A 26,267-nucleotide genomic window follows, 5' to 3' on the forward strand; every position below is an offset into this window, starting at 1 on the left:
TGGCAGGCAGCGTAGACCGCCGGAGCGGCCCGGGCCCGGGGAGGGCCGGAGCGAGCCCCCGACCAGGCATGGTAGTTTCGTTGTACTGGCGCAGTCGTTGTATGCTGCTCCGGTTGCCCGATCCCGATCGGGCCATCCCCCCTGGCAGTGCCACTTCCAGATCCTACGATCTCGATCCCGGCATGCCGGGATCATCCGTAAGTGCATCTGTGCATCTGAAGTCTTTGGAGTGACCCGTGGCTGCCAACTGCGACGTCTGCGGCAAGGGGCCGGGCTTCGGCAACAACATCTCGCACTCGCACCGCCGTACGTCCCGTCGCTGGAACCCGAACATCCAGCGCGTCCGTACCGTGGTCAGTGGGACGCCGAAGCGCGTGAACGCTTGCACCTCGTGCATCAAGGCCGGCAAGGTCTCGCGCTGACGCACTGCTGAGCGCGCGGCCACTGCTGGTTCGCTGCATCGAGCCGGTCCACCTCGTGTGGGCCGGCTTTTTGCCGTGCCCCGGAGCCGGTCAGCCCCGGAAACGCCATCCGTGATCCACCGGCCCGATCCCGCCCCCCAGGGCGAACCCCGCCGCGATCGCCCCCGTGACATACGCCTTCGCCGCCGTCACCGCCTCCGGCACCGCATCCCCCTGGGCGAGCCGTGACGCGATCGCCGAGGCGAGCGTGCAGCCGGTCCCGTGGGTGTGCCGGTTGTCGTGCCGGGGCGCGCGCAGCCAGTGCTCCTCGGACCCGTCGGTGAGGAAGTCCACGGCGTCACCCGGCAGATGACCGCCCTTGATCAACACCCAGCGCGGCCCGTACGACAGCACGGCCGCCGCCGCCTCCCGCACCTGCTCCTCCGACTCGACCCGTACGCCGGTGAGTTGCGTCACTTCGTCCAGATTCGGCGTGGCCACGGTCGCCACGGGCAGCAGCTTCGTCCGTACGGCGTCCAGCGCGGAGTCCGCGAGCAGCGAGTCCCCGTGCTTCGAGATGCCGACCGGGTCCACGACCGTGGGAACGTCCGTGCCGCCGATCAACCCCGCGACGGTCTCGACGAGTTCGGCCGAGGCGAGCATCCCGGTCTTCACGGCCTGGACGCCTATGTCGTCGACGACACTGCGGTACTGGGCGCGCACCGCCTCGGCCGGAAGTTCCCAAGCACCCTGCACGCCGAGGGAGTTCTGCGCGGTGACCGCCGTGACGACGCTCATGCCGTGCACGCCGAGCGCGAGCATCGTCTTCAGGTCGGCCTGGATTCCCGCCCCTCCACCGGAGTCGGAGCCGGCCACCGTCAGTACGCGGGGCTTCACGACTCGATGTCCCCGAAGTGGTCCCAGCCGCCCTTGCTGGTCCAGGGCGCCCCGTCGACCGTCACCTGGGGCAGCGCGGAGGGGTTGAGGACCTCGCCGATCACCTTCCAGCGGGCCGGCAGCTTCACGTCCGGCGCGAAGGTCGCCACGATCGCGTGGTCCTCTCCCCCGGTCAGCACCCACTGGATGGGGTCGACGCCGACGGCCTGCCCGATGTCGTTCATCTGCGTCGGGACGTCGATCGCGCCCGAGCGGATGTCGATCCGGACCTTGCTGGCCTCCGCGATGTGCCCGAGGTCGGCGATCAGCCCGTCGCTGACGTCGCACATCGAGGTCGCGCCGAGCCCGGCCGCCGCGGGACCCGCGTGGTACGGCGGTTCGGGGCGCCGGTGCGCCTCCACGAACGCGCGCGGCGAGCGGAAGCCCCGCGACAGCACCGCGAACCCGGCCGCCGACCAGCCCAGCCACCCCGTCACGGCGACCACGTCACCGGGCTGCGCGCCGCCCCGGGTGACCGGCTCCCGGCCGCGCAGATCACCGAGCGCGGTGATCGACACCATGATCGTGTCGCCTCGTACGACATCGCCGCCGACCACCGAGGCGCCCGCGACCTGGCACTCGTCGCGCAGGCCGTCCATCAGCTCCATGGGCCAGGTGACCGGGAGTTCGGCCGGTACGACCAGGCCCAGCAGCAGTGCGGTCGGTACGGCGCCCATCGCGGCGATGTCCGCGAGGTTCTGCGCGGCGGCCTTGCGTCCGACGTCGTAGGCGGTGGACCAGTCGCGGCGGAAGTGCCGGCCCTCCAGCAGGATGTCGGTGCTCGCCACGACCCTGCGGTCGGGGGCGGCGACGACCGCGGCGTCGTCGCCGGGGCCGACCCGGACCGCCGGGGTGGTGGTGAGGCGGGAAGTCAGCTCTCTGATGAGCCCGAACTCTCCCAACTCACCCACGGTGCCCTTCATCGTTCGTCCTCTTCTCGTGACGGCAGCGCCCGGTCGCGAGCCGTCGGTGTGCTGGGTACGGTCGAGGTGACCGTCAAGTCCGGTCGGGCCCGCACCCCGGCACGGTGGCCGGGTCGGGTCCGCACAGTCTCCTCGGGACAGGCGGCACCGCGCGGACACGGCCTCGGGCTTCCGCGGGTCTCCCCGCGGCGAGCGGCGACGCGATACCGTGGCGTTCCTTTTCCCCACATGATCCTCGTGGCCGCCCTGGAGGTTCCGTGGTACAGGCGTACATCCTGATCCAGACGGAGGTCGGCAAGGCGTCGACCGTCGCCGAAACGATCAGCAAGATCCCTGGAGTGATCCAGGCCGAGGACGTGACAGGACCGTACGACGTGATCGTGCGGGCCCAGGCCGACACGGTCGACGATCTCGGCCGCATGGTGGTCGCCAAAGTCCAGCAAGTGGACGGCATCACCCGCACCCTGACCTGCCCGGTGGTGCATCTGTAGCCCCCGTCTACCCTTGGCCGGTGAACTCTCTCCGTCACCGGCGCCGTTCTGTCCTCGGGCTGTCCGTGCTCGCCCTGCTGATCACCGTTGCGGGCTGCTCCTCGGCAGACGACAGCGCGTCGGCGGCGGTTCCCTCGCCGGGCGCGAAGGTCACCGGGCTGTGCCGGAATCTGAACGAGGCCCTGCCGTCAAAGGTCGACGGCCAGGGCCGCCGGGATCCCGAGCCCGCGTCAGTGCTGACCGCGGGCTGGGGGAACCCGGCGATCATACTGCGCTGCGGTGTCGTCAGGCCCGCCAAGATGAACGACCCGGAGGCCGACGGCGTCGAGGTGAACGGCGTCGGCTGGCTGCTGCAGAAAGAGAACGACGGCTCCTTCCGCTTCACCACGACCCTGCGGAAGGCCTACGTCGAGGTGACCATCCCGAAGGACCGCACCGGGGACGGCATGGCACCCCTGGTCGACCTGGCGGATTCAGTGAAGAAGGCGATCCCCGCGGGGATCGCCGACTAGTTCACCCAGGTCCGACCGGCCCGGCTCAGCGAAGTCCGGTGGACCGGCGCAGCGCCGCCTGGACCAGGCGTTCCACCAGCTCGGGGTAGTCGACCCCGCTGGCCTGCCACATCTGCGGGTACATCGAGATCGGCGTGAAGCCGGGCATGGTGTTGATCTCGTTGATGACGAAATCGCCGTCTTCGGTAAGGAAGAAGTCGGCCCGCACGAGCCCCTCGCACGAGGCCGCGTCGAAGGCCTCCACCGCGAGCCGCTGGACCTCGGCGGTCTCGTCCGGCGTCAGCGGGGCGGGCACGATACCGGGGGTCGAGTCGATGTACTTCGCCTCGAAGTCGTAGTACGCGTGCTCCTGGGGCGGCGGGATCTCGGCAGGCACGCTCGCGCGCGGCCCGTCCTCGAACTCCAGCACCCCGCACTCGATCTCGCGGCCGCGCAGTGTGGCCTCCACGAGGATCTTCGGGTCGTGCCGCTGCGCCTCCTCGATCGCCTCGTCGAGGCCGGAGAGGTCATCGACCTTGGTGATGCCGATCGACGAACCCGCGCGCGCGGGCTTCACGAAGAGCGGCCAGCCGTGCTCACCCGCGAAGTCGACGATCTTCTTGCGCGCGGCGGACTCGTCCCGCTCCCATTCGCGCGGCCGGATCACCACGTAGGGGCCGACCTTCAGGCCGAACGAGGTGAACACCCGCTTCATGTACTCCTTGTCCTGGCCGACGGCCGAGGCGAGCACACCCGCGCCCACGTACGGCACACCGGACAGCTCCAGGAGTCCCTGCAGGGTGCCGTCCTCGCCGTAGGGGCCGTGCAGGACGGGGAAGACGACGTCGACCTCGCCGAGGGCCTTGGGCACGGATCCCGGTTCGCTGAGGACGACTTCACGGTTCCCGGGGTCGAGCGGGAGCACCACTCCGCCCTCGCTCGACTCGGCGAGTTCGTCGACGTCCGGCGTACGGCGGTCGGTGATCGCCATCCGCTCCGGGGCGTCGGCGGTCAGGGCCCAGCGGCCTTCGCGGGTGATGCCGATCGGCAGGACGTCGTACTTGTCCCGGTCGATGGCCGCGAGGACGGCGCCGGCGGTGACCACGGAGATCCCGTGTTCGGAGCTGCGACCGCCGAACACGACGGCCACACGCGGCTTGCGAGGCGGCTGCTCGGGGCTCTGGGAGAGGTTCTCGGTGCTCATATCGCGATGAGAGTACCCGGTGGTACGGCCTCGAGTCAGCGTCCGTTGACGAGCGGCGGTTCGATCAGCGCCCCCGAAGAGCGCCCCCAAGGGTGCGAGGCTGTATCGATGTGCGGCCACCGCCGCGTGAGCGCGACAAGCCACGACGGAGCCGCAGCCGCACGACGACACCCAGCGGCATCCCCTGGCGCAACGCTCAACGACGCTCGGGCTTGGCGCTGCGGGACATCAGCTCCTTCACCGCGACCACCGGCGACTTCCCCTTGTGCACGATCTCGAAGACGGTCTCCGTGATCGGCATGTCCACATCGTGCCGCCGCGCCAAGTCCAGCACGGACTCACAGGACTTGACCCCCTCCGCGGTCTGCTTGGTGACCGCGATCGTCTCCTGGAGGGTCATGCCCTTGCCGAGGTTCGTCCCGAAGGTGTGGTTCCGCGACAACGGCGACGAGCAGGTCGCCACCAGGTCGCCCAGACCCGCGAGCCCGGAGAACGTCAGCGGATCCGCGCCCATCGCCAGCCCGAGCCGCGTCGTCTCGACGAGCCCGCGCGTGATGAGCGAACCCTTCGCGTTGTCCCCGAGCCCCATCCCGTCCGCGATGCCGACGGCGAGCCCGATCACGTTCTTCACCGCGCCGCCCAGCTCGCAGCCCACCACGTCGGTGATGGTGTACGGCCTGAAGTACGGCGTATGGCAAGCCGCTTGGAGCCGGCGGGCCACCGCTTCGTCGGTGCACGCGACCACCGCGGCGGCCGGCATCCGCGAGGCGATCTCGCGCGCGAGGTTGGGCCCGGAGACCACGGCGATACGGTCCCGGCCGACCTTCGCGACGTCCTCGATGACCTCGCTCATCCGCATGACGGAGCCGAGTTCGACGCCCTTCATGAGCGAGACGAGGACCGTGTCGGGCGCCAACAGGGGTGCCCAGTCGGCCAAGTTGGCGCGCAGCGTCTGCGAAGGGACCGACAGGACGGTGAAGTCGGCGTCGGCGGCGGCCTCGGCGGCGTCGGTGGTGGCCCGCAGGTTCGCCGGGAGTTCGACGCCGGGGAAGTAATCGGGGTTCGTACGCGAGGAGTTGATGGCCTCGACGACTTCCGCGCGACGCCCCCACAGCGTGACCTCGCACCCCGCGTCGGCGAGCACCATGCCGAAAGCCGTGCCCCACGAACCGGCGCTGAAGACAGCCGCCTTGACCGGCTTGCTCACGTGCCCTGCCCCTCTTCCTGCTCGACCTTCGGCTCGGTCGCCGACTCGGTCTGAGACTCCAACTCCTGTGTTTCCGCGGCCGTCCGGCGCCGCTGCTCGATCCGCTCGCGGCGCGGGTCGTAGGGCGTCTCGGGTGCCTTGGCGCCGCGGATCTGCTCCAACAGGCGGGTGATGTCGGCCATGATGACCTCGGTCGCCTCCTTGAGGAGGTCCGGGGTCATGTCCTTGCCGTAGAAGCGCGTGAGGTCGACCGGCGGGCCCGCGAGCACATGGCTGGTCTTGCGGGGAAAGACGTGCAGCTTCTTGGCGTAGGGCGGGAGCAATTCATTCGCGCCCCACTGCGCCACGGGAATGACCGGGCGCCTGGTCTGGAGAGCGACCCGGGCGGCACCGGTCTTGCCGGTCATGGGCCATTGGTTCGGGTCCCGGGTGATGGTCCCCTCGGGATAGAACGCGACGCACTCACCGCGCTCCACGGCGTCGATCGCGGCGCGGAAGGCACTCAACGCGTCCGTGGTCTCGCGATAGACGGGGATCTGTCCGGTACCGCGCATCGCGGCGCCGACGAATCCCTTCTTGAAAAGGCCGCTCTTCGCGAGGAATCGCGGAACGCGTCCGGTGTTGTACTGAAAGTGAGCGTAAGCGAGGGGGTCCACATGCGAATTGTGGTTCACCGCGGTGATAAATCCGCCCTCGGCCGGAATGTGCTCCATTCCGCGCCAGTCCCGCTTGATCAGAACCACCAGCGGCGGTTTGCAGAGGACCGCTGCGAAGCGGTACCAGAACCCGATTCTGCGGCGGGGCACGCGAACACCTTCCTCTAGGACCTGGGGGGCCGCACAAGTGTCGCTCCAGGCCGTCGGTCTGTCGAGAACACCGTACGCCCCGCCACCGACACCGCCAGGGGCGCCGGGTGACAATGGCCGCGACAAGAGAGGGACGGAACGCCCGTGCAGTGGACCTTGGTCATCCCCCTGAAGCCTCTGGCGCGAGCCAAGAGCAGGCTTTCGGACACCGCGGGCGACGGGCTGCGCCCCGGCCTCGCCCTCGCCTTCGCCCAGGACACCGTGGCGGCCGTGCTGGCCTGCCGGGCGGTCCGCGATGTGGCGGTCGTCACGGACGACGCCCTGGCCGGCCGCGAACTGGCCGCGCTGGGCGCCCGTATCGTCGCGGACGAGCCGGGAGACGGCCTGAACGCCGCTCTGCGGCACGGGGCGGCGGCCGTACGGGTTTCCCGGCCCGAAAGCGCCGTCGCGGCCCTGAACGCCGATCTGCCGGCTCTGCGCCCCGCCGAATTGGCCCGGGTCCTGGACGCGGCGGCCGAATTCCCGCGCGCTTTCCTCCCGGACGCGGCCGCAATCGGCACCACTTTGCTCACCGCGAGAGAGGGCCGCGAATTGCGCCCCGCATTCGGCACGGATTCCCGCGCCCGCCATCGCGCCTCGGGGGCGCACGAACTCACTCTGGACGCGGTGGATTCCGTACGCCAGGACGTGGACACCGGCGAGGACCTGCGGGCGGCGCTGGCCCTCGGGGTGGGGCCGCGCACGGCGGCAGCGGCGGCGGGGCTGCTGATCCCGGGACAGCCGTAGGAGGCGGGTCGGCAGTAGGCTGCGGCCATGCAGGCGACCGCTTACACCTACGACGCCGGGACCCGCACCGGCAGTGTGCTGCTCGACGACGGCACCCCGGTGTCCTTCGACGCCCCCGCGTTCGACGCGGGCGGCCTGCGGCTGCTCCGGCCGGGCCAGCGGGTGCGGATCGAGACCGAGGGCCCCAAAGAGGGCCTCAGGGTCACCCTGGTGACGCTGCAGACCTTCTGAACACCCTTTTCCGTAGGGCCTTTCCGCGGGCCCCGGGAGACGCCGCGGGCCGGACCCCCAGAGGGAGTCCGGCCCGGCGCGTGAGTACCTTGCGCCCTTGTTCCCGGCGCGTGGTGGCCTACTTGGCGGTCGACTTGCGCGCGGTGGTCTTGCGCGTGGTCGTCTTGCGAGCCGTCGACTTCTTGGCCGGGGCCTTCTTCGCCGCGGTCTTCGCGGTGGCGGTCTTGGCCGCGGACTTCTTGGCCGTGGCGGTGGTCTTCTTGGCGGTCGCCTTCTTGGCGGTGGCCTTCTTCGCGGTGGCGGTGGCCTTCTTGGCGACCGTCTTCTTCGCCACGGTCTTCTTGGCCGTCGCCTTCTTGGCGGTGGTCTTCTTGGCCGCGGCCTTCTTGACCGTCGCCGAAGCGGTGCCGCTCAGGCTGCCCTTGGGCGCCTTCTTGACGGCGACCTCGCCGCCGCGCGGGAGCTTCTTCGAGCCGCTCACCAGGTCCTTGAAACCCTGGCCCGCGCGGAAGCGCGGCACGGAGGTCTTCTTGACCCGAACCCGCTCGCCCGTCTGGGGGTTGCGGGCGTAACGGGCCGGGCGGTCGACCTTCTCGAACGAACCGAAGCCGGTGACCGAAACACGGTCACCATTGACGACGGCACGGACGACCGCGTCCAGAACCGCGTCGACCGCCTCGGCGGCCTGCTGACGGCCACCGACCTTGTCCGCAATCGCTTCTACGAGCTGCGCCTTGTTCACGTCTTCCCCTTCGGAGACATTGCCGGAACGAAACTGCTCCGGCTTTTTCGCACGTTAGGCAGATATATACCGCAAATCAAACACGAAACGGGCTAATCACCCGTGCGCCGCAACGAACTCGGCTGTCCTGGACTTGTTTCAGCGTTCCTCTTCCGGGAATCGACCCGCGTCGAGGTCCTCTGTGAACCGGTCCAGCCGCCTTGTCGCGTCGGCGAGATCGTGCTTGGCCGCGGCCGTAATGACCAGCAGCTTCCGGGCCAGCGCCATCCGTACGCCCTCCGGGACTTGCAGTGCGCGCACCCTTGTGTGCGCTTCCTTGAGTTGGTCCGCGACCGCCGCATAGAGCTTGAGTTGGCCGTCGTGTTCCATGCACAGATTGTGCCATCTGGGGCGAGTTGTCGCCTGCGGGGGTAGCAACTGGTGCCTCAAACAGCGTTCCGGAGCCTGGCGACAGCCTTGGCTCAAAGCTGCGCATACCCCGTCAACACCCTGTCTAACACAGGGAGTTGAGCAAAGCGTTGCAGGCGCGCAGGGCCGTTCGGGTGCAGACATGGCTGTACCCCCAATCGTGGCGATCGGGGGTACAGACGGGGGTGTCGCGTGGCCGATTCTCGACCCGGTACGGCGGTTCGGGTCAGACCTGGACCGTCCGCGGCTTGTACGAGGGGCGCTTGGCCTCGTACGTGGCGATGTCGCCCTCGTTCTGGAGGGTGATGGAGATGTCGTCGAGCCCGTTCAGCAGCCGCCAGCGGGCGTTCTCGTCGAGTTCGAAGGCCGCGGTGATGCCTTCGGCGCGCACCTCGCGGGCCTCCAGGTCGACCGTGATCTCGGCCTGCGGGTCCTTCTCGGCGAGGTCCTGCAGCGCGTCCACGATCTTCTGCTCCAGAACCACCGTGAGCAGGCCGTTCTTCAGCGAGTTGCCGCGGAAGATGTCGGCGAAGCGGGAGGAGATCACGGTCTTGAAGCCGTAGTTCTGCAGCGCCCACACGGCGTGCTCGCGCGAGGAGCCCGTACCGAAGTCGGGACCGGCCACCAGGACCGTCGCGCCCTTGCGCTCAGGGCGGTTGAGGATGAAGTTCTCGTCCTTGCGCCAGGCCTCGAAGAGCCCGTCCTCGAAGCCGTCCCTGGTCACCTTCTTGAGCCAGTGGGCGGGGATGATCTGGTCGGTGTCCACGTTGCTGCGGCGCAGCGGGACGGCCCGGCCGGTGTGCGTGGTGAATGCTTCCATGACTCTCAGACTCCAGCGGGCACAGGGGCGTCGGACAGATCGGCGGGCGAGGCCAGGTGGCCCAGCACGGCGGTCGCGGCGGCGACCTGCGGCGAGACGAGGTGGGTACGGCCGCCCTTGCCCTGCCTGCCCTCGAAGTTGCGGTTGGAGGTGGACGCGGAGCGCTCACCGGGCGCCAACTGGTCCGGGTTCATGCCCAGACACATCGAGCAGCCCGCGTGCCGCCATTCGGCGCCTGCCTCCTTGAAGACGACGTCCAGGCCCTCGGACACGGCCTGCAGACCGACCCGCGCGGAGCCGGGAACGACCAGCATCCGTACGCCGTCGGCGACTTTGCGGCCCTCGACGATCGCGGCGGCGGCACGCAGGTCCTCGATACGGCCGTTGGTGCACGAACCTACGAAGACGGTGTCGACCTTGATGTCGCGCAGCGGCTGTCCGGCCGCCAACCCCATGTATTCCAGGGCCTTTTCGGCGGCGACGCGCTCCGAAGCGTCTTCGTACGAAGCCGGGTCGGGGACGGACGCCGAAAGCGGCGCGCCCTGACCGGGGTTGGTGCCCCAGGTGACGAACGGCGCCAGCGAGGGACCGTCGATGACGACCTCGGCGTCGAATTCCGCGTCCGCGTCGGTCTTCAGGGTCTTCCAGTACGCGACGGCGGCGTCCCAGTCCTCGCCCTCGGGGGCGTGGGCGCGGCCCTTGATGTACTCGAAGGTGGTCTCGTCGGGGGCGATCATGCCCGCGCGGGCACCGGCCTCGATCGACATGTTGCAGATGGTCATGCGAGCCTCCATCGAGAGTTTCTCGATGGCCGGGCCCCGATATTCCAGGATGTAGCCCTGGCCGCCGCCGGTGCCGATCTTCGCGATGATCGCGAGGATCAGGTCCTTGGCGGTGACGCCGTCGGGCAGTTCGCCGTCGACCGTGATGGCCATGGTCTTCGGACGGGCCAGCGGCAGCGTCTGGGTGGCCAGCACATGCTCCACCTGGGAGGTGCCGATGCCGAACGCCAGCGCGCCGAAGGCGCCGTGGGTGGAGGTGTGGGAGTCACCGCACACGACCGTCGTACCGGGCTGGGTCAGCCCCAGCTGCGGTCCCACGACGTGGACGACGCCCTGCTCGACGTCGCCCAGGGAGTGCAGGCGTACGCCGAACTCGGCGCAGTTCTTGCGCAGCGTCTCCAGCTGGGCCCGGGAGACCGGGTCCGCGATGGGCTTGTCGATGTCGAGGGTCGGGGTGTTGTGATCCTCGGTGGCGATGGTGAGGTCGAGGCGCCGCACCGGACGGCCCGCCTGACGGAGTCCGTCGAAGGCCTGCGGGCTGGTCACCTCGTGCAGCAGGTGCAGATCGATGAAGAGGAGGTCGGGCTCGCCCTCGGCGCGCCGGACGACATGGTCGTCCCAGACCTTCTCCGCGAGTGTCCTACCCATCGCTTTCCCTCCGGCCGACAGAACGCGCCGGCCCAACTAGAGATCCTGAGGAGACGGCGCTCGCACCCCTGGTTCACGGGCAGCCGCCGCCTGGCCCGTTCGGTGGCCGGGCCGCTGTGCCTACAAGAGTTGCGCGTCTCACGAAAAAAGGAACTTGCGTTTCACAGAGTGAGACGCGAGTATCGTTTCATGGACAACAGTAGCGGCGTCGGCGTCCTGGACAAGGCAGCCCTTGTCCTGGGCGCTCTGGAGTCCGGTCCGGCCACCCTCGCGGGTCTGGTCGCGGCGACCGGGCTGGCACGACCCACGGCACACCGGCTGGCCGTGGCCTTGGAACACCACCGCATGGTGGCGCGCGACATGCAGGGCCGTTTCATTCTCGGCCCCCGTCTCGCCGAGCTGGCCGCGGCCGCCGGCGAGGACCGCCTGCTCGCCACGGCGGGCCCGGTGCTCACGCATCTGCGGGACATCACCGGCGAGAGCGCTCAGCTCTACCGCCGCCAGGGCGACATGCGCATCTGCGTCGCCGCCGCGGAACGCCTGTCCGGACTGCGGGACACCGTCCCGGTCGGCTCGACGCTGACGATGAAAGCCGGTTCGTCCGCGCAGATCCTGATGGCCTGGGAGGAGCCGGAGCGCCTGCACCGCGGCCTCCAGGGCGCCCGCTTCACGGCCACCGCCCTCTCGGGCGTACGGCGCCGGGGCTGGGCCCAGTCGATCGGCGAGCGCGAGCCGGGCGTCGCCTCCGTCTCGGCACCTGTGCGCGGCCCGTCGAACCGCGTGGTGGCCGCCGTGTCCGTCTCCGGCCCCATCGAGCGTCTGACGCGTCACCCGGGCCGTATGCACGCCCAGGCGGTCATCGACGCCGCCGCCCGTCTCTCCGAGGCCCTGCGCCGCACCGGCTGATCCGCCGGGAAGTTCTCAAGGAGGGCCTGCCTCAACGCCGCGGCAGGCCCTTCGTCTTGTCCGGCCCCCGAACTCCTGGTGGAGGACGCCGAGTTGACCCACCGGGCGGACAACGCGAAAGCCCCTCCACCGAGGTGGAGGGGCTCTGCTGTATGTACCCCCGACCGGATTCGAACCGGCGCTACTGCCGTGAGAGGGCAGCGTGCTAGGCCGCTACACAACGGGGGCCCTGATCGTGCGTTTCCGCAGATCAAAGCTGGTCTACCAGGACTCGAACCTAGAATGACGGTACCAGAAACCGTAGTGTTGCCAATTACACCATAGACCAAGGTGATTCAAGGTAAAGCGTACCCCCGACCGGATTCGAACCGGCGCTACTGCCGTGAGAGGGCAGCGTGCTAGGCCGCTACACAACGGGGGCCCTAGCGATCCTGCATGAGAGGCGGCGGGTGCGACCCGACCACCTTCCTGGGAAGGATCTGTACCCCCGACCGGATTCGAACCGGCGCTACTGCCGTGAGAGGGCAGCGTGCTAGGCCGCTACACAACGGGGGCTTTGCAGAGCTGGTCTCTGCGGGTGCAGATGAGCTCTGCGAGCTGGCCTACCAGGACTCGAACCTAGACTAACGGAACCAGAAACCGTCGTGCTGCCAATTACACCATAGGCCACTGAAACTCAATCCCCTGCGGGATCTTGTTCTAGTCTGCGCCTCCGGTTCCCGGCCTTTCGGCCCGCTCTCCGGCGGCGCAGGAAGAACATTACCTGAAGGTGGACGGGGCTCCAAAACGGGTATCAGCGCCGAGGAGCGCGGGGAGTTCGGCGAGCGAGGCGATCCGGTGCCGGCCCACGAGGACCTCACCAGGCGTGTGTCTGCCGTGACGGTCGATCCACACGGACAGCAGGCCGGCGTCCGCGGCACCGCGCCAGTCGATCTCGGGGTGATCTCCGACATACGCCACCTCGTGCGGCGGCAGTTCCAGCGCCTCGCAGGCCGCGAGGAAGGCCCCGGCCTCGGGCTTGGAGACGCCCAGTTCGGCCGCGCACAGGACGGCCTCGAAGCGGTCGTAGACACCAAGGGTGCGCAGTTTGCGGTCCTGGACGGTGAGGCTGGAGTTGGAGAGGACCGCGTGCCGGTGGGTGGCCGCGAGGGCGTCCAGGACGGGCAGGACGTCCGGGAAGAGGGACCAGGCGGTCTCGTAGTGCGCCTTGTAGCGCCGGAACCAGTCCTCGGCCTCGGTGTCGGTCAACTCCCGCCCCAGGAACAGCCGTACGCGGTCCAGGCGCTGGCCCTCGAAGGAGACCTCGCCGGCCGAGAAGCGGGCCCAGTGGAGCTCGGTGGCCTCCCGCCAGCGCTCCAGGGCCTCCGTCAGGCTCGCGGGGCCGTCGGCCAGGCCCTCGGCCAGCAGGTGCTCGCGCATCGCCGCGCGGTCGGCACCGGTGTAGTCGAACAAGGTGTCGTCGACGTCCCAGACGACGGCCCGAATGGTCATGATCCGACGGTAACCCGGGGTCCGGGGGCGCGTCTGCCCCCGGTGGGCGGTCACACGGGGACGACGAAGAAGTCCGTGACGAAGCAGGTGACGTCACCGGAGGCCGTGCGGCCGATCCAGGTCGGGTAGGCGCCGTCGCCCCAGCCGGAGCCGAAGGCCGCCAGGGTGTGGCCGGTGGAGGGGGACGTGACCAGGTACGGGCCCGGGGCGTGGCCGTGTTTCTCGAAGGCGTCCCACAGCGGGCCCTCGTCGCCCTCGCACTCGGGGAAGGAGCCGTCGACCGAGGCGTCGTAGAAAGCGCCCGTGCCGGCGTCGACTCCGTAGCCGTAGAACTCGTCCTCGGTGAGGTCGGCGAGGTCCTGACCCGACTGGAGGGCGAGTTCCCAGGTGGTGGTGGGTTCGTCGCGTATGACCAGGCGGGCGGCGGCGATGCGCAGGTGGGGCTTGTCGGCGGGGGGTTCGTCGGGCTGGGTGAGGGTGGCGACGGCCGCCTCGACGCGGTAGCGGCCGGGCTCGACCGTGACCGTGAAGGGCTCGACCTCGCCGCCGCCGAGGCAGACGAAGGGGTCGCAGGCCACCACCTGGCCGGTGGGGAGCCAGAGCCGGCCGCCGTCCGCGAGGTGGATCACGCCGACCGTGCCGGTCTCGTGCTGCGTGAACGTGCTGCCCGGCGTGAACATCCAGCCGTAGTCACGTGCGGTCATCGGCATTGCGGGTGCCTCTCCGGGACGATCTTCGATGAACCGGAACCCTAACGCCCCGTACTGACAACGCCGAAGGGGCGGCGGCCGGTTGCGGCTGCCGCCCCTTCACGCGCGTGTGCGTTACGCGGCCAGCTTGGCGAGGGCCGCGTCGATCCGGGCGAGGGTCTTCTCCTTGCCGAGGATCTCCAGGGACTCGAAGAGCGGCAGGCCGATGGTGCGGCCGGTGACGGCGACGCGGACCGGGGCCTGCGCCTTGCCGAGCTTGAGGCCGTGGGTCTCGCCGGCGGCCAGGACGGCCTCCTTGAGGGACTCGGCCGAGTTCCAGTCCGCGGACTCCAACTTCTCGCGGGCCGTGCGGAGAAGGGCGTCGGAGCCCTCCTTCATGGCCTTCGCCCAGGACGCCTCGTCCTCGACCGGCTCGGCGAGGAACAGGAAGTCCACGTTGTCCGTGATCTCGGAGAGGACCTTCAGGCGGGTCTGCGCGTGCGGCGCGACGGCCTGCCACTTGGCCTCGTCGAAGTCCTCCGGCGCCCAGGGGGCGAACGGCGCCTTCAGCCAGGGGGCGCAGCGCTCGGTGAAGTCCTTCACGTCGAGCAGGCGGATGTGGTCGGCGTTGATCGCCTCGCACTTCTTGAGGTCGAAGCGCGCCGGGTTCGGGTTCACGTCGGAGATCTCGAAGGCCGCGACCATCTCGTCCATGGAGAAGACGTCCCGGTCGGCGGCGAGCGACCAGCCCAGCAGGGAAAGGTAGTTGAGCAGTCCCTCGGGGAGGAAACCGCGCTCCCTGTAGAGGTTGAGCGAGGACTCCGGGTCGCGCTTGGAGAGCTTCTTGTTGCCCTCGCCCATCACGTACGGGAGGTGCCCGAAGGAGGGGATCTCCTTGGCGATGCCCAGGTCGATCAGCGCCTTGTAGAGGGCGATCTGGCGCGGGGTGGAGGAGAGCAGGTCCTCGCCGCGCAGGACGTGGGTGATCTCCATCAGGGCGTCGTCGACCGGGTTGACGAGCGTGTACAGGGGGGCGCCGTTGGCCCGGACGATGCCGTAGTCCGGCACGTTCTCCGCGGTGAAGGTCAGCTCGCCGCGGACCAGGTCCGTGAAGGTGATCGTCTCGTCGGGCATCCGGAAGCGGATGATCGGCGTGCGGCCCTCGGCCTCGTAGGCGGCCTTCTGCTCGGCGGTGAGGTCGCGGCAGTGGCCGTCGTAGCCGGACGGGCGGCCGGCGGCGCGGGCGGCGTCGCGGCGGGCGTCCAGCTCGGCCGTGGAGCAGTAGCAGGGGTAGGCGCGGCCGGCGTCCTGGAGCTTGCGGGCGACGTCCTTGTAGATGTCCATGCGCTGCGACTGGCGGTACGGCGCGTGCGGGCCGCCGACCTCGGGGCCCTCGTCCCAGTCGAAGCCCAGCCAGCGCAGCGAGTCGAGCAGCTGGTCGTACGACTCCTCGGAGTCGCGGGCCGCGTCGGTGTCCTCGATGCGGAAGACCAGGGTGCCCTGGTGGTGCTTGGCGAACGCCCAGTTGAACAGGGCGGTGCGGACCAGGCCCACGTGCGGGTTACCGGTCGGCGAGGGGCAGAAACGGACGCGTACGGGTGCGCTAGCCACGCTTGACAACCTTGTTGGTGAGAGTGCCGATGCCTTCGATGGTGACGGCGACCTCGTCGCCGACGGTGAGCGGTCCGACGCCTGCCGGGGTGCCCGTGAGGATCACGTCGCCGGGGAGCAGCGTCATGGCCTCGGTGATGTTGACGATCAGATCCTCGATCGAGTGGATCATCTCGCTCGTGCGGCCGAGCTGGCGCTGCTGGCCGTTGACCGTGAGCTGGATGGTGAGGTCGCTCGGGTCGAGGTCCGTCTCCACCCAGGGGCCGAGCGGGCAGGAGGTGTCGAAGCCCTTGGCCCGGGCCCACTGCTTCTCGCGCTTCTGGACGTCCCGCGCGGTGATGTCGTTGGCGCAGGTGTAGCCGAGGATGACGTCCTTGACGCGCTCGCGCGGGACCTCGCGGCACATCCGGCCGATGACGACGGCCAGTTCGGCCTCGTGGTGGAGGTCCTCGGTGAAGGAGGGGTACTGGATCGCGTCGCCGGGGCCGATCACCGAGGTGGACGGCTTGAAGAAGGCGAAGGGGGCGTCCGGCACCTCGTTGCCCAGTTCCCTGGCGTGCTCGGCGTAGTTGCGGCCGTAGGCGACGACCTTGTTCGGGAGCACCGGCGGCAGCAGCCTGACCTTGCTCAAGGGGACCTTCGTACCGGAGAGTTCGAAGTCCGCGAACGGGATGCCCTTGATGATGTCGAGGACGAGCTCGTCCGGCTTGTCGCCCTCTACCGCGCCGAAGGCGACGTTCCCGTCGATGGAGAATCTGGCGATGCGCACGGGATGGGCGCCCCTCACTGAGCTGGCTGGAGTCTGACGCTCCAGGCTAACGCGGTGCGGGGCGCCCGCTCGCGCGACTACTCCGCGGCGGCGGTGACCGGGATCTCCATGAGGATGGTGCGGCGCGGGTTGGCCGTCTGGGCCGGCAGGTCGAGCGAGTGTTCCTGCAGCTCCGGCGTCTGCAGCGCGTCGGCGTCCGCGAGGTGCGCCAGCGTCGTGCGTCGCGGGTTGGCAATGTTGCGGAACATCATCGTCGTCTTCACTGTTGTACTCGACCCTCGTCGTCCGTGGGTGGGTGGTTGGCAGTTTCTGCCCTCATGTAAAGCGCCAGGCTAAACATTCAATTCCCGGCCGAAGCCGTGAAGAGGCCGTGATCCGGGTGTGAGTTTGCTCACCACCCCGTGGGCATACCGGCCAATTCGGACTGCCAACTCACCTCAACGAAACGGACATTGACCCCCTGAAGCTGTCATTCCGCTCCTGATCATGGCGACTTGGGCACATGACATGCCCCTGAGGGCCGTAGGGATTTGCCCCCTTTGGAGTGAATAGCTTTCTACGTCTCGTGACGCAGTCCTCACGCGGTGTCACACAGGTCACAGCCTGGCCTACGGGCCTTGTTGGAGATCCTGCACTGTGCTGGAATTCCACGGACCGCCGCAGAATCAGCCCGGCGCTCAGGGGGCGCAACGCAGCGCCGAGGGCGGCGGAAGGGGGAGCAGCGCCGGTCACTCACGACCACACACTGGGGTGCGCGTTCAGGGCGCTCCCTAAGACGCCGACACCGTCCTTCCGTTCACGCGGAGGGGCGCCTGGTCCAGAGGTTGCGACGCTAGTGCAGGGACGTTTCAAGAGGGATGGCAGTGCTTCGGCGGAGCCGGAGCCGCATGGCGGGGCTGGCCCCAAGACCGGCAGCTCCTCGCCCCAGCACGCCCAGAACCCGGGCCCGGCCCCGTCAGGAGACGGTGGAGGCGCCGGTCGCCCCGGTGCGTCCGCAGCCCCGACCCCCGTACCCCCGGTGAAGCCGCCGACGGGTTCGCCCGGACCCGGCTCGCGCGTCGCTCTGCGCAACTGGCGCATCTCCACGCGCCTGGTGTCGCTGCTCGCGCTCCCGGTGGTCGCGGCCACCTCGCTCGGTGCCCTGCGCATCAGCGACTCCATGACCGACATCCAGCAGCTCGACAACATGAAGCTGCTGACGGACATGACCAAGCAGGCCACGGAGCTGGCCACCGCGCTCCAGGAGGAGCGCGACCAGTCGGCCGGTCCTCTCTCGCACGGCGGCAAGGCCACCGACTACGAGGTCAAGGGCTACGAGCAGAAGACCGACCGGGCCCGCGACAACTTCATCAACGCCTCGGAAGAGGTCGACAGCGCCAGCAAGAGCGGCAACCTTCAGGGCGTCCGGGAGAGCCTGGTCGGTCTCGCGACCGAGCTGGACAACCTCGACAAGATCCGGAAGTCGGCGTACCAGTCGAAGGAGAACTCGACCCAGACGGTCGACGCCTACCACCGGCTGATCACCCAGCTGCTCGACCTCTCGCAGGACATGGCGGAGGCCACCAGCAACCCGGAGATGATCCAGCGCACCCGCGCCCTGGCGGCCTTCTCCGCCGCCAAGGAGTTCTCCTCCGTCCAGCGCGCGGTGATCGCGGCGGCCCTGCCGAACAACAACACCCAGCAGGGCAAGCTCTCCGACAACGACCGGCTCTACGCCGACTCCGCCCTGGAGAGCGAGAAGTCGGAACTGAGCATCTTCCGCAACATCTACGGCACCCAGGGCGCCGAGGAACTCATCGCGCCCATCGAGGACGGCAACCCGACCATCGAGTCGGCCGACACCTACGCGCAGCGCGTCCTCGACAACTCGAACGGTCTGGCCTCGCTGGACAAGCGGTCCTACAAGGACTGGGTGGACGACAGCTCGACGAAGATCGAGCAGATGAAGAAGATCGAGCACACGCTGCTCGAGGACATGGAGCAGAAGGCCCGCGAGCTGCGCTCCGCCTCGGAGCGCGAGGCGATCATCTCCGGTGCGCTGATCCTGCTCGTGCTCGGTGTCTCCCTCGTCGGCGCCTTCGTCATCGCCCGGTCCATGATCCGCTCGCTGCGCCGCCTGCAGGAGACCGCCAACAAGGTCGCCCAGGACCGGCTGCCCGAGCTGGTCAAGCAGCTCTCCGAGTCCGACCCGCAGGACGTCGACACGTCCGTGGAGTCGGTCGGTGTGCACTCCCGGGACGAGATCGGCCAGGTGGCCGCGGCCTTCGACGACGTGCACCGCGAGGCCGTCCGCCTCGCCGCCGAGCAGGCCCTCCTGCGAGGCAACGTCAACGCGATGTTCACCAACCTCTCGCGCCGTTCCCAGGGCCTCATCCAGCGTCAGCTCTCGCTCATCTCCGAGCTGGAGTCCCGCGAGGCCGACCCGGACCAGCTGTCCTCGCTCTTCAAGCTCGACCACCTCGCGACCCGCATGCGCCGTAACGGTGAGAACCTCCTGGTCCTCGCCGGTGAAGAGCCCGGCCGCCGCTGGACCCGTCCGGTCCCGCTGGTCGACGTGCTCCGCGCCGCCGCCTCCGAGGTGGAGCAGTACGAGCGCATCGAACTGGCCTCCGTGCCGACCACCGAGGTCGCCGGCCGCGTGGTCAACGACCTCGTGCACCTCCTCGCCGAGCTGCTGGAGAACGCCACCTCGTTCTCCTCCCCGCAGACGAAGGTCAAGGTCACCGGTCACGCGCTGCCCGACGGCCGGGTGCTGATCGAGATCCACGACACCGGCATCGGCCTCTCCCCCGAGGACCTCGCCGCGATCAACGAGCGGCTGGCGTCGCCGCCCACCGTGGACGTCTCGGTCTCCCGCCGCATGGGTCTGTTCGTGGTCGGCCGTCTGTCGCAGCGCCACGGCATCCGCATCCAGCTGCGCCCCTCCGACTCCGGTGGTACGACCGCGCTGGTCATGCTCCCCGTCGATGTCGCCCAGGGCGGCAAGAAGCCCGCTCCGGGCAAGCCCGGCCAGGCCGCCGTCGGCGCCGCGGCGGCAGCCGCCGCGGCCGGTGCCGGTGCGGCCCGCCGGGGTAACGGCCAGGGCGGTTCCGCCCTCGGCGCCGGTGCGCCGAACGGCGGCAACGGAGGACTTCTCGGTGCCGGGGCCGCTCCGCGCGGCCAGGTCGGTGCCGGTCAGGGCCCGCGGGCCGCGCTGCCCGGTGCGGGCGGTGGACGTCCGGGTGGTCCCGGCGGTCCCGGTGGCCCGGGCGGTGCGCGTGGACCGCAGGGTCCCTCGGCTCCGCAGGGCCGGCAGAACACCGGTGGCGGTCTCTTCGGCCAGGCGCCCGCCGCCCCGCAGGGCCTCCAGGCCACGGGTGCGGGCGGCGGCCAGGGCTTCGGTGACGGACGCCAGGACGCCTTCGGTGGTCCCCCGCCGCAGAACGGCAACCCGGTTCCGCCGCAGCGCACGGGCAACGACGAGCCCGAGCCGCCCCGCGGTGGTGGCCGGCGCCGTGGCCGTCAGCCTCAGCTGCCGCCCCGCGGTGGTGCAAGGGCCGAGCTGCCGGGCGGCAACAACGGCCAGCAGCGCCCGAGTTGGAGCGACGAGAACGCGCAGCCCCCGCTGGGCCGCGGCAACCTCGACGCCCCGCGCGGTCACGACGAGCGCGATGCCGAGCAGACCTCGCGGATGCCGCGCATCGACGACCGTCAGGGCCCCGCGGCCACGACGGAGATGCCGGCGATACCCCGCTTCGACGCACAGGACAGCGGCCAGTTCCCGCGCCCGGGTACCAACGGGCAGCAGAACACGGGCCAGTTCCCGCGTCCCGGCACCAACGGCCAGCAGAACCCCGGGCAGTTCCCCCAGCAGGGCCCGAACGGCGCGCAGGACACGGGTTCGTTCCCGCGTCCCGGTGCGGGTGGCCCCCAGGACACGGGTTCGTTCCCGCGGCCGGACTTCGACGCCCCGCGTCCCGGCGCCAACTCCCCGCAGAACGGCGGCCAGTTCGTCCGCTCGGACGTCTTCGGCGCCCCGAACAGCCCGGCCAACAACCCGTCGAATCCGGCCAACACGGGACAGTTCGCCGTCCCGCAGGCCTACGACGCCGGCTCCACCGGGCAGTTCGCGAACCCCGGCTTTGACAACGGGTCCACCGGTCAGCACAATCTGCCGAACCGTCAGAACCCCGCGAACACCGGGCAGTTCGAGCGTCCGCAGGTCAACGGGAATCGCAACGGTGCCGATTACGGCGCCCAGCGACCGCCCGCCCCGCAGCGTCCCACCCGCCAGGAGCCCGAGGCGTTGCCGCCTGCCACGGGTCCCGGCGACGGCAGGACGCCGCTGTACGACACGCTGGAGACCAACTGGTTCCACGGCCAGCAGGCGGAACAGCAGCAGAGCCAGAGCAGCAACGGCTCCGCGCCCGCCCCGCAGCCGCAGGCACCGCAGGCTCCGGCGACACCCCCCCAACGTCCCACGGGCGGTACCTGGCGCAGCTCGCCGAACGACGATCTCGTTCGGCAGGCGGAGCGCGTACGGCAACCGGCCGCGGGCGGCGTCACCACCTCCGGCCTGCCGCGCCGGGTGCCCAGGGCGAACCTCGTCCCGGGTACGGCTCAGCAGCAACAGCACCAAACGGGTCCGCAGGTCTCCCGTGCGCCTGACGACGTACGCGGCCGGCTGACCAATCTCCGTCGGGGCATCGCACAGGGTCGACAGGCCGGTACGGGTACCGGCCAGACCGGCAGCTTCCCCAGCCCCACTCACCAGCAGGAGCGTTAGTTGAGCCAGATGAGCCAGGCGGCACAGAACCTCAACTGGTTGATAACCAACTTCGTGGACAACACCCCGGGTGTGTCCCACACCGTCGTCGTGTCCGCGGACGGACTCCTTCTGGCCATGTCGGAAGGGTTCCCGCGCGACCGCGCCGACCAGCTCGCGGCCGTGGCCTCCGGGCTCACCTCGCTGACGGCCGGGGCGTCCCGGATCTTCGAGGGCGGCGACGTGGCACAGACGGTCGTAGAGATGGAGCGGGGATTCCTCTTCCTCATGTCCGTCTCGGACGGCTCGTCCCTGGCAGTGCTCGCACACCCCGAGTGCGACATCGGCCTCGTGGGCTACGAGATGGCACTGCTCGTCGACCGTGCAGGGGCGGTCCTCACACCGGACCTGCGCGCCGAACTCCAGGGCAGTCTGCTTCACTGACCGGCCCCGGTACCACCCGTCTCACCAAATCACCGTCCGGCCGCCACAATCCCCCCACCGGCCCTGTCAGACGGCTAGCCCGACCGACTTGCTGTCCCGCCCGGAGGATTCATGACCCCGCCCACCGCCTCTCATGATCCGTACGCCGAGCCGTACGGGGACGAGGGCGACCAGCCGCTGGTACGTCCGTATGCGATGACCGGCGGCCGGACCCGGCCGCGCTACCAGCTCGCCATAGAGGCCCTGATCAGCACCACGGCCGATCCGGCAGCGCTGATGGGACTGCTCCCTGAGCACCAGCGCATCTGCCACCTGTGCCGCGAGGTCAAGTCGGTCGCGGAGGTGTCGGCACTCCTCGCCATGCCCCTCGGTGTGGCCAGGATCCTCGTCGCGGACCTCGCCGAGGCCGGACTGGTGGCCATCCACCAGCCGGGCGGCGACGAGAACAACGGCGGCGCACCGGACGTGACGCTGCTCGAAAGGGTGCTCAGTGGACTTCGCAAGCTCTGACGGAGGGCGGGCGACCACCTCCGCGAAGATCGTGGTGGCGGGTGGCTTCGGCGTCGGCAAGACCACGTTCGTGGGTGCCGTCTCGGAGATCAACCCGCTGCGCACGGAGGCCGTCATGACGTCCGCAAGCGCGGGCATCGACGACCTCACCCACACCGGGGACAAGACCACCACCACGGTGGCCATGGACTTCGGACGCATCACCCTGGACCAGGACCTGATCCTGTACCTCTTCGGTACGCCGGGTCAGGACCGTTTCTGGTTCATGTGGGACGACCTGGTGCGCGGCGCGATCGGCGCCGTGGTCCTGGTCGACACCCGTCGTCTCGCCGACTGCTTCCCCGCGGTCGACTACTTCGAGAACTCGGGTCTGCCCTTCGTCATCGCCCTCAACGGCTTCGACGGGCACCAGCCGTACTCTCCGGAGGAGGTGCGCGAGGCGCTGCAGATCGGTCCGGACGCGCCGATCATCACGACGGACGCCCGCCACCGCTCGGACGCGAAGAGTGCGCTGATCACGCTGGTCGAGCACGCACTCATGGCCCGGCTGCGCTAGCTTCGGCCGCCCTTGATGCAGTGCTCAAGTCGGCAGCGCCGTACGGCAGTTGTCGTAGACACCCCGGAGCCGACTGTGGCCTTTGACACGGTCGGCCCCGGTGTTCATAACGTTTCGGCAGAGGAATCGGGTGGTACCGCAACGCGTCGCGGTCATCCGGTGCCGCTCCGCTAACAAAGCCCCGTCTTTTGACGGGGCTCGCTCTTTATGACCGTTTTATCTGGGGCTTACATCACTCGGAATCCGCGGTTCCGACTGTTTGGAATCGCGGTTGCCGACGTGCTGGAATGCGTGAACTGCCCAATAGTCAACGACGTACTGATAGGCAGAGGTCGTTGACGGGCTTGAGACACTGCGGCACGAGGATAGGTGCCGACCGCCGGAAGGTTGTTGGTCGAGTGAGGCGAAGCAAGAACGGTCCCGAGCCGTCGGCCCGGGGCAACTTCACCCCGCCGCCGCGCGGAGCGGCGCCCGCCCCTGTGCCAGGCTCGGAGCCCTCGGCACCGCCCCCTCCGAGCGGCAGCCGGCTGTCACCGCGGAACTGGCGGGTACCGACCCGGCTGAACGCGATCCTGCTCATACCCGTGGTGGTCGGCCTCGTCATGGGCGGCTTCCAGGTGAAGAGCTCGATCGACACCTGGCAGAACGCCGAGGACGCGGAGAAGACCGCCCGCCTGGTGCAGGCCGCCCTCAACTACGGCGACGCGCTGTACGTCGAGCGCGACAGCAGCGCCGCCCCCCTGCTCCTGGGCAACGACAAGGCGACGGTCGCCGCGGTCCGCAAGAACACCGACCAGTCCGCCGACGCCTTCGACGCGGCCGCCCAGAACATGCCCCAGACCGCCGGTCTGAAGCGCCGTCTGAAACTCTTCCGCGCCGAGGAGCCCAACCTCCAGTCGCTGCGCGCGGCCGCGTACACCACCAAGCTCACCGGTGTGCAGACCGAAGAGGGCTACACGGAGATCGCCCACCCCCTGATGGAGTTCGCCAACGAACTCGGTCTGGGCACCGGCAACATCACCAGCTACGGCCGTACCGTCTACGCGATCTCGCTGACCAAGGCCGCGCTGTCGCTGGACCGCTCGATCGGCATGCACATGCTGGTCAAGCCGGGTCCCGACGCCGGCAACCTGGCCAGCCAGCGGGTCGCGCTCTCGTCGTACGCCTATCTCGAGCGCATCGCCATCGAGGAGTACACCGGTGGTGGCACGCAGGCCGACGCCGACAAGCTCGCGGCGGCCCAGAAGAAGATGACGACCGACGGCGCGGCCATGGTCCAGCAGGCCAAGGCCAAGGACCCGAACTACGTGGCCCCGCCGGCCGATCCGACCACGATGGTCACCGCGCTCGCGACCCTCGGCGGCACCGACGCCTCCTACCGCGAGGCGCTCGCCACGAAGGGCATCACCGCGCAGAACTGGTGGGCGGTCACGACCCTCCAGTACAACGCGTATCACAAGATCGAGTCCGACCTCGCCGACACCGCGGTGAGCGAGGCCGCCAACATCGCGGACGACGCCAAGCAGTCGGCGATCATCACCGGTGCCGCCGTCGTGGTCGCGCTGCTCGCCGCGTTCATCCTGGCCGGCATGGTGGCCCGCCAGATGAGCCGCGCGATGCGCCAGCTACGCAACGCCGCCTTCGGGATCGCCGAGCAGCGCCTGCCGATGCTGGTCGACCAGCTCTCGCGCACCGACCCGGGACGCGTGGACACCCGCGTCCAGCCGATCCCCATCACCACCACGGACGAGATCGGCGAAGTCGCCCGCGCCTTCGACCAGGTCCACCGCGAGGCCGTACGACTGGCCGCCGAGCAGGCCCTCCTGCGCGGCAACATCAACGCGATCTTCACCAACCTGTCGCGCCGCAACCAGTCCCTGATCGAGGGCCAGCTGACCCTCATCACCGACCTGGAGAACAACGAGGCCGACCCGGACCAGCTGGAGAACCTCTTCCGGCTGGACCACCTCGCGACCCGTATGCGCCGCAACGGCGAGAACCTCCTGGTCCTCGCCGGCGAGGAGCCCGGCCGCCGCTGGGACCAGCCGGTCCCGCTGGTCGACGTGCTGCGCGCCGCCTCCTCCGAGGTGGAGCAGTACGAGCGCATCGAGCTGTCGGGCGTCCCGGAGGCCGAGATCCACGGCCGCGCCGTGACCGACCTCGTGCACCTGCTGGCCGAGCTGCTGGAGAACGCGACGACGTTCTCCTCCCCGCAGACCAAGGTGCGCGTGACGGCCACCCGGCTCCCGGACGGCCGGGTCATGATCGAGATCCACGACAAGGGCATCGGCCTCACCGCCGAGGACTTCGCGGACATCAACCACAAGCTGGCCAACCCGCCGACCGTGGACGTCGCGATCTCCCAGCGCATGGGCCTGTTCGTGGTCGGCCGCCTCTCCGACCGGCATGGCATCCGCGTCCAGCTCCGCCCCTCGGGCGAGCAGGCCGGCACCACCTCGCTGGTCATGCTGCCGGACGCGATCACGCACGGTGGCGGTGGCGAATCCCAGCTCCAGCGCGACGAGTTCACCGTCTCGCAGATCATGCCGGAGCAGGCGCAGCAGCAGTTCCAGGGCGAGGACTTCAACCACGCCCCGATGCGCACCGCGGCCGAGCTCGGCTTCGACGACACCCGCTACTCCGAGGTGCCGGACGACATCCGCGAGCTGGACCCGGTGGGCCGCTCGCTGATGCGCGAGGAGCGCCGCGCGGCCCTGGAGACCCAGAAGCCGGGCCAGGAGTCCGAGGCCGGCGACTACCCGGAGTTCCCCGAGTTCGACGAGCCGCAGCCGTACGGCAACGGCCAGCAGGGCTACCAGGACCAGCCGACCGGCTTCACCGGCCAGCCGGCGTACGAGGAGCAGCAGCGGACGTCGTACGACGAGCCGCAGCAGCCCACGTACGACGAGCAGTACTTCGCGCCGAACGGCGGGCTGCCGCAGGGCGACGCCTTCCCCGACTCCTTCCCGTCGAACGGCGGTTACCCGGAGCCGGGTTACGCGGAGCCGGTGCAGGAGGAGCACGCGTCGGCGCACTCCGCGGCCCCGGAGACGTATACGGGCTTCGAAGAGCCGTCCTACCAGGACGACTGGCCGCAGCAGGACGGTTACCGCAACGGGTATCCGGACCAGTACGCTCCGGAAGCGGAGTCCACGCAGGCCGCTGACGTCAGTGAGCGGGACCACGTAGGCTTCGAGCGTCCGGGACCGGCGCCCTCCGCCGTGCACGCGCTGACCGACGCCGGACTGCCGCGCCGCGGTTCGGCCGCGAGCGGCACGAACGGCTCGGGGCCCGCACAGCAGGGGCCGTCGGCCGCGCCGGAGAGCAAGGTCGACGTCTTCGGCACCGCGAACGGCGGCACCGGCACCGTGGACTGGCGGTCGGCGAACGACGAGCGCTGGCAGCAGGCCTCGGCGCTGAAGAAGCCGAAGGCGGGCGGGGTCACCTCCTCCGGCCTGCCGCGGCGGGTACCCAAGGCCAACCTGGTCGAGGGCACCGCCGAGAGCACTCCCCAGGGCGGCCCCCAGGTCTCCCGCGCTCCCGAGGACATCCGGGGCAGGCTGAGCAACCTGCGCCGCGGGGTCCAGCGGGGACGCAGCGAAGGCAGCGAAACGAACGGTCAGGGCTTCGGCTCTGACAGCACCTACAACCAGGAGCGTTAGTGTGAGCCC

The 26,267-nt window shown here is 69.7% G+C and carries 25 protein-coding genes and 5 tRNA genes; 11 read left to right on the forward strand and 19 right to left on the reverse strand.

Annotated features, from left to right (window positions below):
* The first annotated feature begins 236 nt into the window (after positions 1-236).
* Entirely contained in the window at positions 237-422 is a 186-nt protein-coding gene (gene rpmB, locus OHT77_RS13305) for a 50S ribosomal protein L28 (protein WP_003973430.1), read from the forward strand.
* A gap of 90 nt (positions 423-512) precedes the next feature.
* Here the strand turns inward: rpmB and thiD are convergent, their stop codons facing one another.
* Together thiD and OHT77_RS13315 are read right to left on the reverse strand one after the other, a co-directional pair.
* Entirely contained in the window at positions 513-1,298 is a 786-nt protein-coding gene (thiD, locus tag OHT77_RS13310; protein ID WP_328828548.1) for a bifunctional hydroxymethylpyrimidine kinase/phosphomethylpyrimidine kinase, read from the reverse strand.
* Positions 1,295-2,260: a thiamine-phosphate kinase gene (locus tag OHT77_RS13315; protein WP_019058663.1), complete on the reverse strand. Its 966-nt coding sequence runs from the start codon at positions 2,258-2,260 to the stop codon at positions 1,295-1,297. Before OHT77_RS13315 ends, thiD begins: the two co-directional genes overlap by 4 nt.
* A 257-nt stretch (positions 2,261-2,517) precedes the next feature.
* Here OHT77_RS13315 and OHT77_RS13320 point away from each other — a divergent pair, with 257 nt between their 5' ends.
* On the forward strand, positions 2,518-2,751 hold the full coding sequence (locus OHT77_RS13320; RefSeq protein WP_003997603.1) for an Lrp/AsnC family transcriptional regulator: 234 nt from the start codon (positions 2,518-2,520) through the stop codon (positions 2,749-2,751).
* A gap of 20 nt (positions 2,752-2,771) precedes the next feature.
* On the forward strand, positions 2,772-3,263 hold the full coding sequence (locus OHT77_RS13325; RefSeq protein ID WP_328828550.1) for a DUF3515 domain-containing protein: 492 nt from the start codon (positions 2,772-2,774) through the stop codon (positions 3,261-3,263).
* A gap of 25 nt (positions 3,264-3,288) precedes the next feature.
* Here the strand turns inward: OHT77_RS13325 and OHT77_RS13330 are convergent, their stop codons facing one another.
* From OHT77_RS13330 to OHT77_RS13340, 3 genes are all read right to left on the reverse strand, one after another.
* Positions 3,289-4,446 (reverse strand): D-alanine--D-alanine ligase family protein, encoded by a 1,158-nt coding sequence (locus tag OHT77_RS13330; protein WP_328828551.1) that lies wholly within the window; start codon positions 4,444-4,446, stop codon positions 3,289-3,291.
* 196 nt (positions 4,447-4,642) lie between these two features.
* Positions 4,643-5,653, reverse strand: a complete 1,011-nt coding sequence (locus OHT77_RS13335) for an NAD(P)H-dependent glycerol-3-phosphate dehydrogenase (protein WP_266772921.1) — start codon at positions 5,651-5,653, stop codon at positions 4,643-4,645.
* The gene (locus OHT77_RS13340; protein WP_328828552.1) at positions 5,650-6,459 is read right to left on the reverse strand and encodes a lysophospholipid acyltransferase family protein; all 810 of its coding nucleotides are present in this window, start codon (positions 6,457-6,459) and stop codon (positions 5,650-5,652) included. The genes OHT77_RS13335 and OHT77_RS13340 overlap by 4 nt, the downstream gene beginning before the upstream one ends.
* A gap of 144 nt (positions 6,460-6,603) precedes the next feature.
* Here OHT77_RS13340 and cofC point away from each other — a divergent pair, with 144 nt between their 5' ends.
* Both cofC and OHT77_RS13350 read left to right on the forward strand, forming a co-directional pair.
* Positions 6,604-7,245 carry a 2-phospho-L-lactate guanylyltransferase gene (gene cofC, locus OHT77_RS13345; RefSeq protein WP_328828554.1) on the forward strand — a complete coding sequence of 214 codons (642 nt, stop codon included), beginning with the start codon at positions 6,604-6,606 and terminating at the stop codon, positions 7,243-7,245.
* A 27-nt stretch (positions 7,246-7,272) separates the two neighbouring features.
* Positions 7,273-7,476, forward strand: a complete 204-nt coding sequence (locus OHT77_RS13350; protein ID WP_328828556.1) for a hypothetical protein — start codon at positions 7,273-7,275, stop codon at positions 7,474-7,476.
* Positions 7,477-7,594: 118 nt separating this feature from the next.
* Here OHT77_RS13350 and OHT77_RS13355 read toward each other — a convergent pair whose 3' ends face one another.
* The 4 genes from OHT77_RS13355 to leuC form a co-directional block, all read right to left on the reverse strand.
* On the reverse strand, positions 7,595-8,218 hold the full coding sequence (locus tag OHT77_RS13355; RefSeq protein WP_328828558.1) for an HU family DNA-binding protein: 624 nt from the start codon (positions 8,216-8,218) through the stop codon (positions 7,595-7,597).
* Between the two features lie 138 nt (positions 8,219-8,356).
* Positions 8,357-8,587 carry a hypothetical protein gene (locus OHT77_RS13360; protein ID WP_033282690.1) on the reverse strand — a complete coding sequence of 77 codons (231 nt, stop codon included), beginning with the start codon at positions 8,585-8,587 and terminating at the stop codon, positions 8,357-8,359.
* Between the two features lie 265 nt (positions 8,588-8,852).
* Entirely contained in the window at positions 8,853-9,446 is a 594-nt protein-coding gene (leuD, locus tag OHT77_RS13365; protein WP_328828559.1) for a 3-isopropylmalate dehydratase small subunit, read from the reverse strand.
* 5 nt (positions 9,447-9,451) lie between these two features.
* Entirely contained in the window at positions 9,452-10,876 is a 1,425-nt protein-coding gene (gene leuC, locus OHT77_RS13370; RefSeq protein WP_328828560.1) for a 3-isopropylmalate dehydratase large subunit, read from the reverse strand.
* A 189-nt stretch (positions 10,877-11,065) separates the two neighbouring features.
* On the opposite strand from leuC, the gene ndgR reads away from it, so the two are divergent.
* On the forward strand, positions 11,066-11,782 hold the full coding sequence (ndgR, locus tag OHT77_RS13375; RefSeq protein WP_019068721.1) for an IclR family transcriptional regulator NdgR: 717 nt from the start codon (positions 11,066-11,068) through the stop codon (positions 11,780-11,782).
* 155 nt (positions 11,783-11,937) lie between these two features.
* Here the strand turns inward: ndgR and OHT77_RS13380 are convergent.
* The 10 genes from OHT77_RS13380 to OHT77_RS13425 form a co-directional block, all read right to left on the reverse strand.
* A tRNA-Glu gene (locus OHT77_RS13380) sits at positions 11,938-12,010 on the reverse strand.
* A 28-nt stretch (positions 12,011-12,038) separates the two neighbouring features.
* Positions 12,039-12,110: transfer RNA gene (locus OHT77_RS13385), tRNA-Gln, on the reverse strand.
* Between the two features lie 20 nt (positions 12,111-12,130).
* A tRNA-Glu gene (locus OHT77_RS13390) sits at positions 12,131-12,203 on the reverse strand.
* Positions 12,204-12,264: 61 nt separating this feature from the next.
* A tRNA-Glu gene (locus tag OHT77_RS13395) sits at positions 12,265-12,337 on the reverse strand.
* A 42-nt stretch (positions 12,338-12,379) separates the two neighbouring features.
* Positions 12,380-12,451, reverse strand: a tRNA-Gln gene (locus tag OHT77_RS13400).
* Positions 12,452-12,541: 90 nt separating this feature from the next.
* Positions 12,542-13,273, reverse strand: a complete 732-nt coding sequence (locus OHT77_RS13405) for an HAD family hydrolase (RefSeq protein ID WP_328828562.1) — start codon at positions 13,271-13,273, stop codon at positions 12,542-12,544.
* 50 nt (positions 13,274-13,323) lie between these two features.
* Complete coding sequence (locus OHT77_RS13410; protein ID WP_328828563.1) at positions 13,324-13,983, reverse strand: DUF4241 domain-containing protein; 660 nt, start codon at positions 13,981-13,983, stop codon at positions 13,324-13,326.
* Between the two features lie 114 nt (positions 13,984-14,097).
* Positions 14,098-15,573 carry a glutamate--tRNA ligase gene (gltX, locus tag OHT77_RS13415; RefSeq protein WP_402417850.1) on the reverse strand — a complete coding sequence of 492 codons (1,476 nt, stop codon included), beginning with the start codon at positions 15,571-15,573 and terminating at the stop codon, positions 14,098-14,100.
* Entirely contained in the window at positions 15,566-16,342 is a 777-nt protein-coding gene (locus OHT77_RS13420; protein WP_266772911.1) for a fumarylacetoacetate hydrolase family protein, read from the reverse strand. Before OHT77_RS13420 ends, gltX begins: the two co-directional genes overlap by 8 nt.
* A gap of 77 nt (positions 16,343-16,419) precedes the next feature.
* Positions 16,420-16,605: a hypothetical protein gene (locus OHT77_RS13425; protein ID WP_266772910.1), complete on the reverse strand. Its 186-nt coding sequence runs from the start codon at positions 16,603-16,605 to the stop codon at positions 16,420-16,422.
* A gap of 572 nt (positions 16,606-17,177) precedes the next feature.
* Here OHT77_RS13425 and OHT77_RS13430 point away from each other — a divergent pair.
* From OHT77_RS13430 to OHT77_RS13450, 5 genes are all read left to right on the forward strand, one after another.
* Entirely contained in the window at positions 17,178-21,107 is a 3,930-nt protein-coding gene (locus tag OHT77_RS13430) for a sensor histidine kinase (protein ID WP_328828566.1), read from the forward strand.
* 9 nt (positions 21,108-21,116) lie between these two features.
* Positions 21,117-21,530, forward strand: a complete 414-nt coding sequence (locus OHT77_RS13435) for a roadblock/LC7 domain-containing protein (protein WP_005479910.1) — start codon at positions 21,117-21,119, stop codon at positions 21,528-21,530.
* Between the two features lie 111 nt (positions 21,531-21,641).
* Positions 21,642-22,040 (forward strand): DUF742 domain-containing protein, encoded by a 399-nt coding sequence (locus OHT77_RS13440; RefSeq protein WP_019058642.1) that lies wholly within the window; start codon positions 21,642-21,644, stop codon positions 22,038-22,040.
* Positions 22,021-22,596, forward strand: a complete 576-nt coding sequence (locus OHT77_RS13445) for a GTP-binding protein (protein WP_266772908.1) — start codon at positions 22,021-22,023, stop codon at positions 22,594-22,596. Before OHT77_RS13440 ends, OHT77_RS13445 begins: the two co-directional genes overlap by 20 nt.
* A 398-nt stretch (positions 22,597-22,994) precedes the next feature.
* On the forward strand, positions 22,995-26,258 hold the full coding sequence (locus OHT77_RS13450) for a sensor histidine kinase (protein WP_328828568.1): 3,264 nt from the start codon (positions 22,995-22,997) through the stop codon (positions 26,256-26,258).
* Positions 26,259-26,267: the final 9 nt, after the last annotated feature.

It is taken from the genome of Streptomyces sp. NBC_00252 (genome assembly GCF_036187565.1).
Classification (GTDB): domain Bacteria; phylum Actinomycetota; class Actinomycetes; order Streptomycetales; family Streptomycetaceae; genus Streptomyces.

What these genes read in the sequence shown, in the direction of transcription:
- OHT77_RS13315 (WP_019058663.1), bottom strand. Translation starts at nt 2,260, where the DNA reads ATGAAGGGCACCGTGGGTGAGTTGGGAGAGTTCGGGCTCATCAGAGAG.
- OHT77_RS13330 (WP_328828551.1), bottom strand. Translation starts at nt 4,446, where the DNA reads ATGAGCACCGAGAACCTCTCCCAGAGCCCCGAGCAGCCGCCTCGCAAG.
- OHT77_RS13350 (WP_328828556.1), top strand. Translation starts at nt 7,273, where the DNA reads ATGCAGGCGACCGCTTACACCTACGACGCCGGGACCCGCACCGGCAGT.
- OHT77_RS13360 (WP_033282690.1), bottom strand. Translation starts at nt 8,587, where the DNA reads ATGGAACACGACGGCCAACTCAAGCTCTATGCGGCGGTCGCGGACCAA.
- leuD (WP_328828559.1), bottom strand. Translation starts at nt 9,446, where the DNA reads ATGGAAGCATTCACCACGCACACCGGCCGGGCCGTCCCGCTGCGCCGC.
- leuC (WP_328828560.1), bottom strand. Translation starts at nt 10,876, where the DNA reads ATGGGTAGGACACTCGCGGAGAAGGTCTGGGACGACCATGTCGTCCGG.
- ndgR (WP_019068721.1), top strand. Translation starts at nt 11,066, where the DNA reads ATGGACAACAGTAGCGGCGTCGGCGTCCTGGACAAGGCAGCCCTTGTC.
- OHT77_RS13405 (WP_328828562.1), bottom strand. Translation starts at nt 13,273, where the DNA reads ATGACCATTCGGGCCGTCGTCTGGGACGTCGACGACACCTTGTTCGAC.
- OHT77_RS13410 (WP_328828563.1), bottom strand. Translation starts at nt 13,983, where the DNA reads ATGCCGATGACCGCACGTGACTACGGCTGGATGTTCACGCCGGGCAGC.
- OHT77_RS13435 (WP_005479910.1), top strand. Translation starts at nt 21,117, where the DNA reads ATGAGCCAGGCGGCACAGAACCTCAACTGGTTGATAACCAACTTCGTG.
- OHT77_RS13440 (WP_019058642.1), top strand. Translation starts at nt 21,642, where the DNA reads ATGACCCCGCCCACCGCCTCTCATGATCCGTACGCCGAGCCGTACGGG.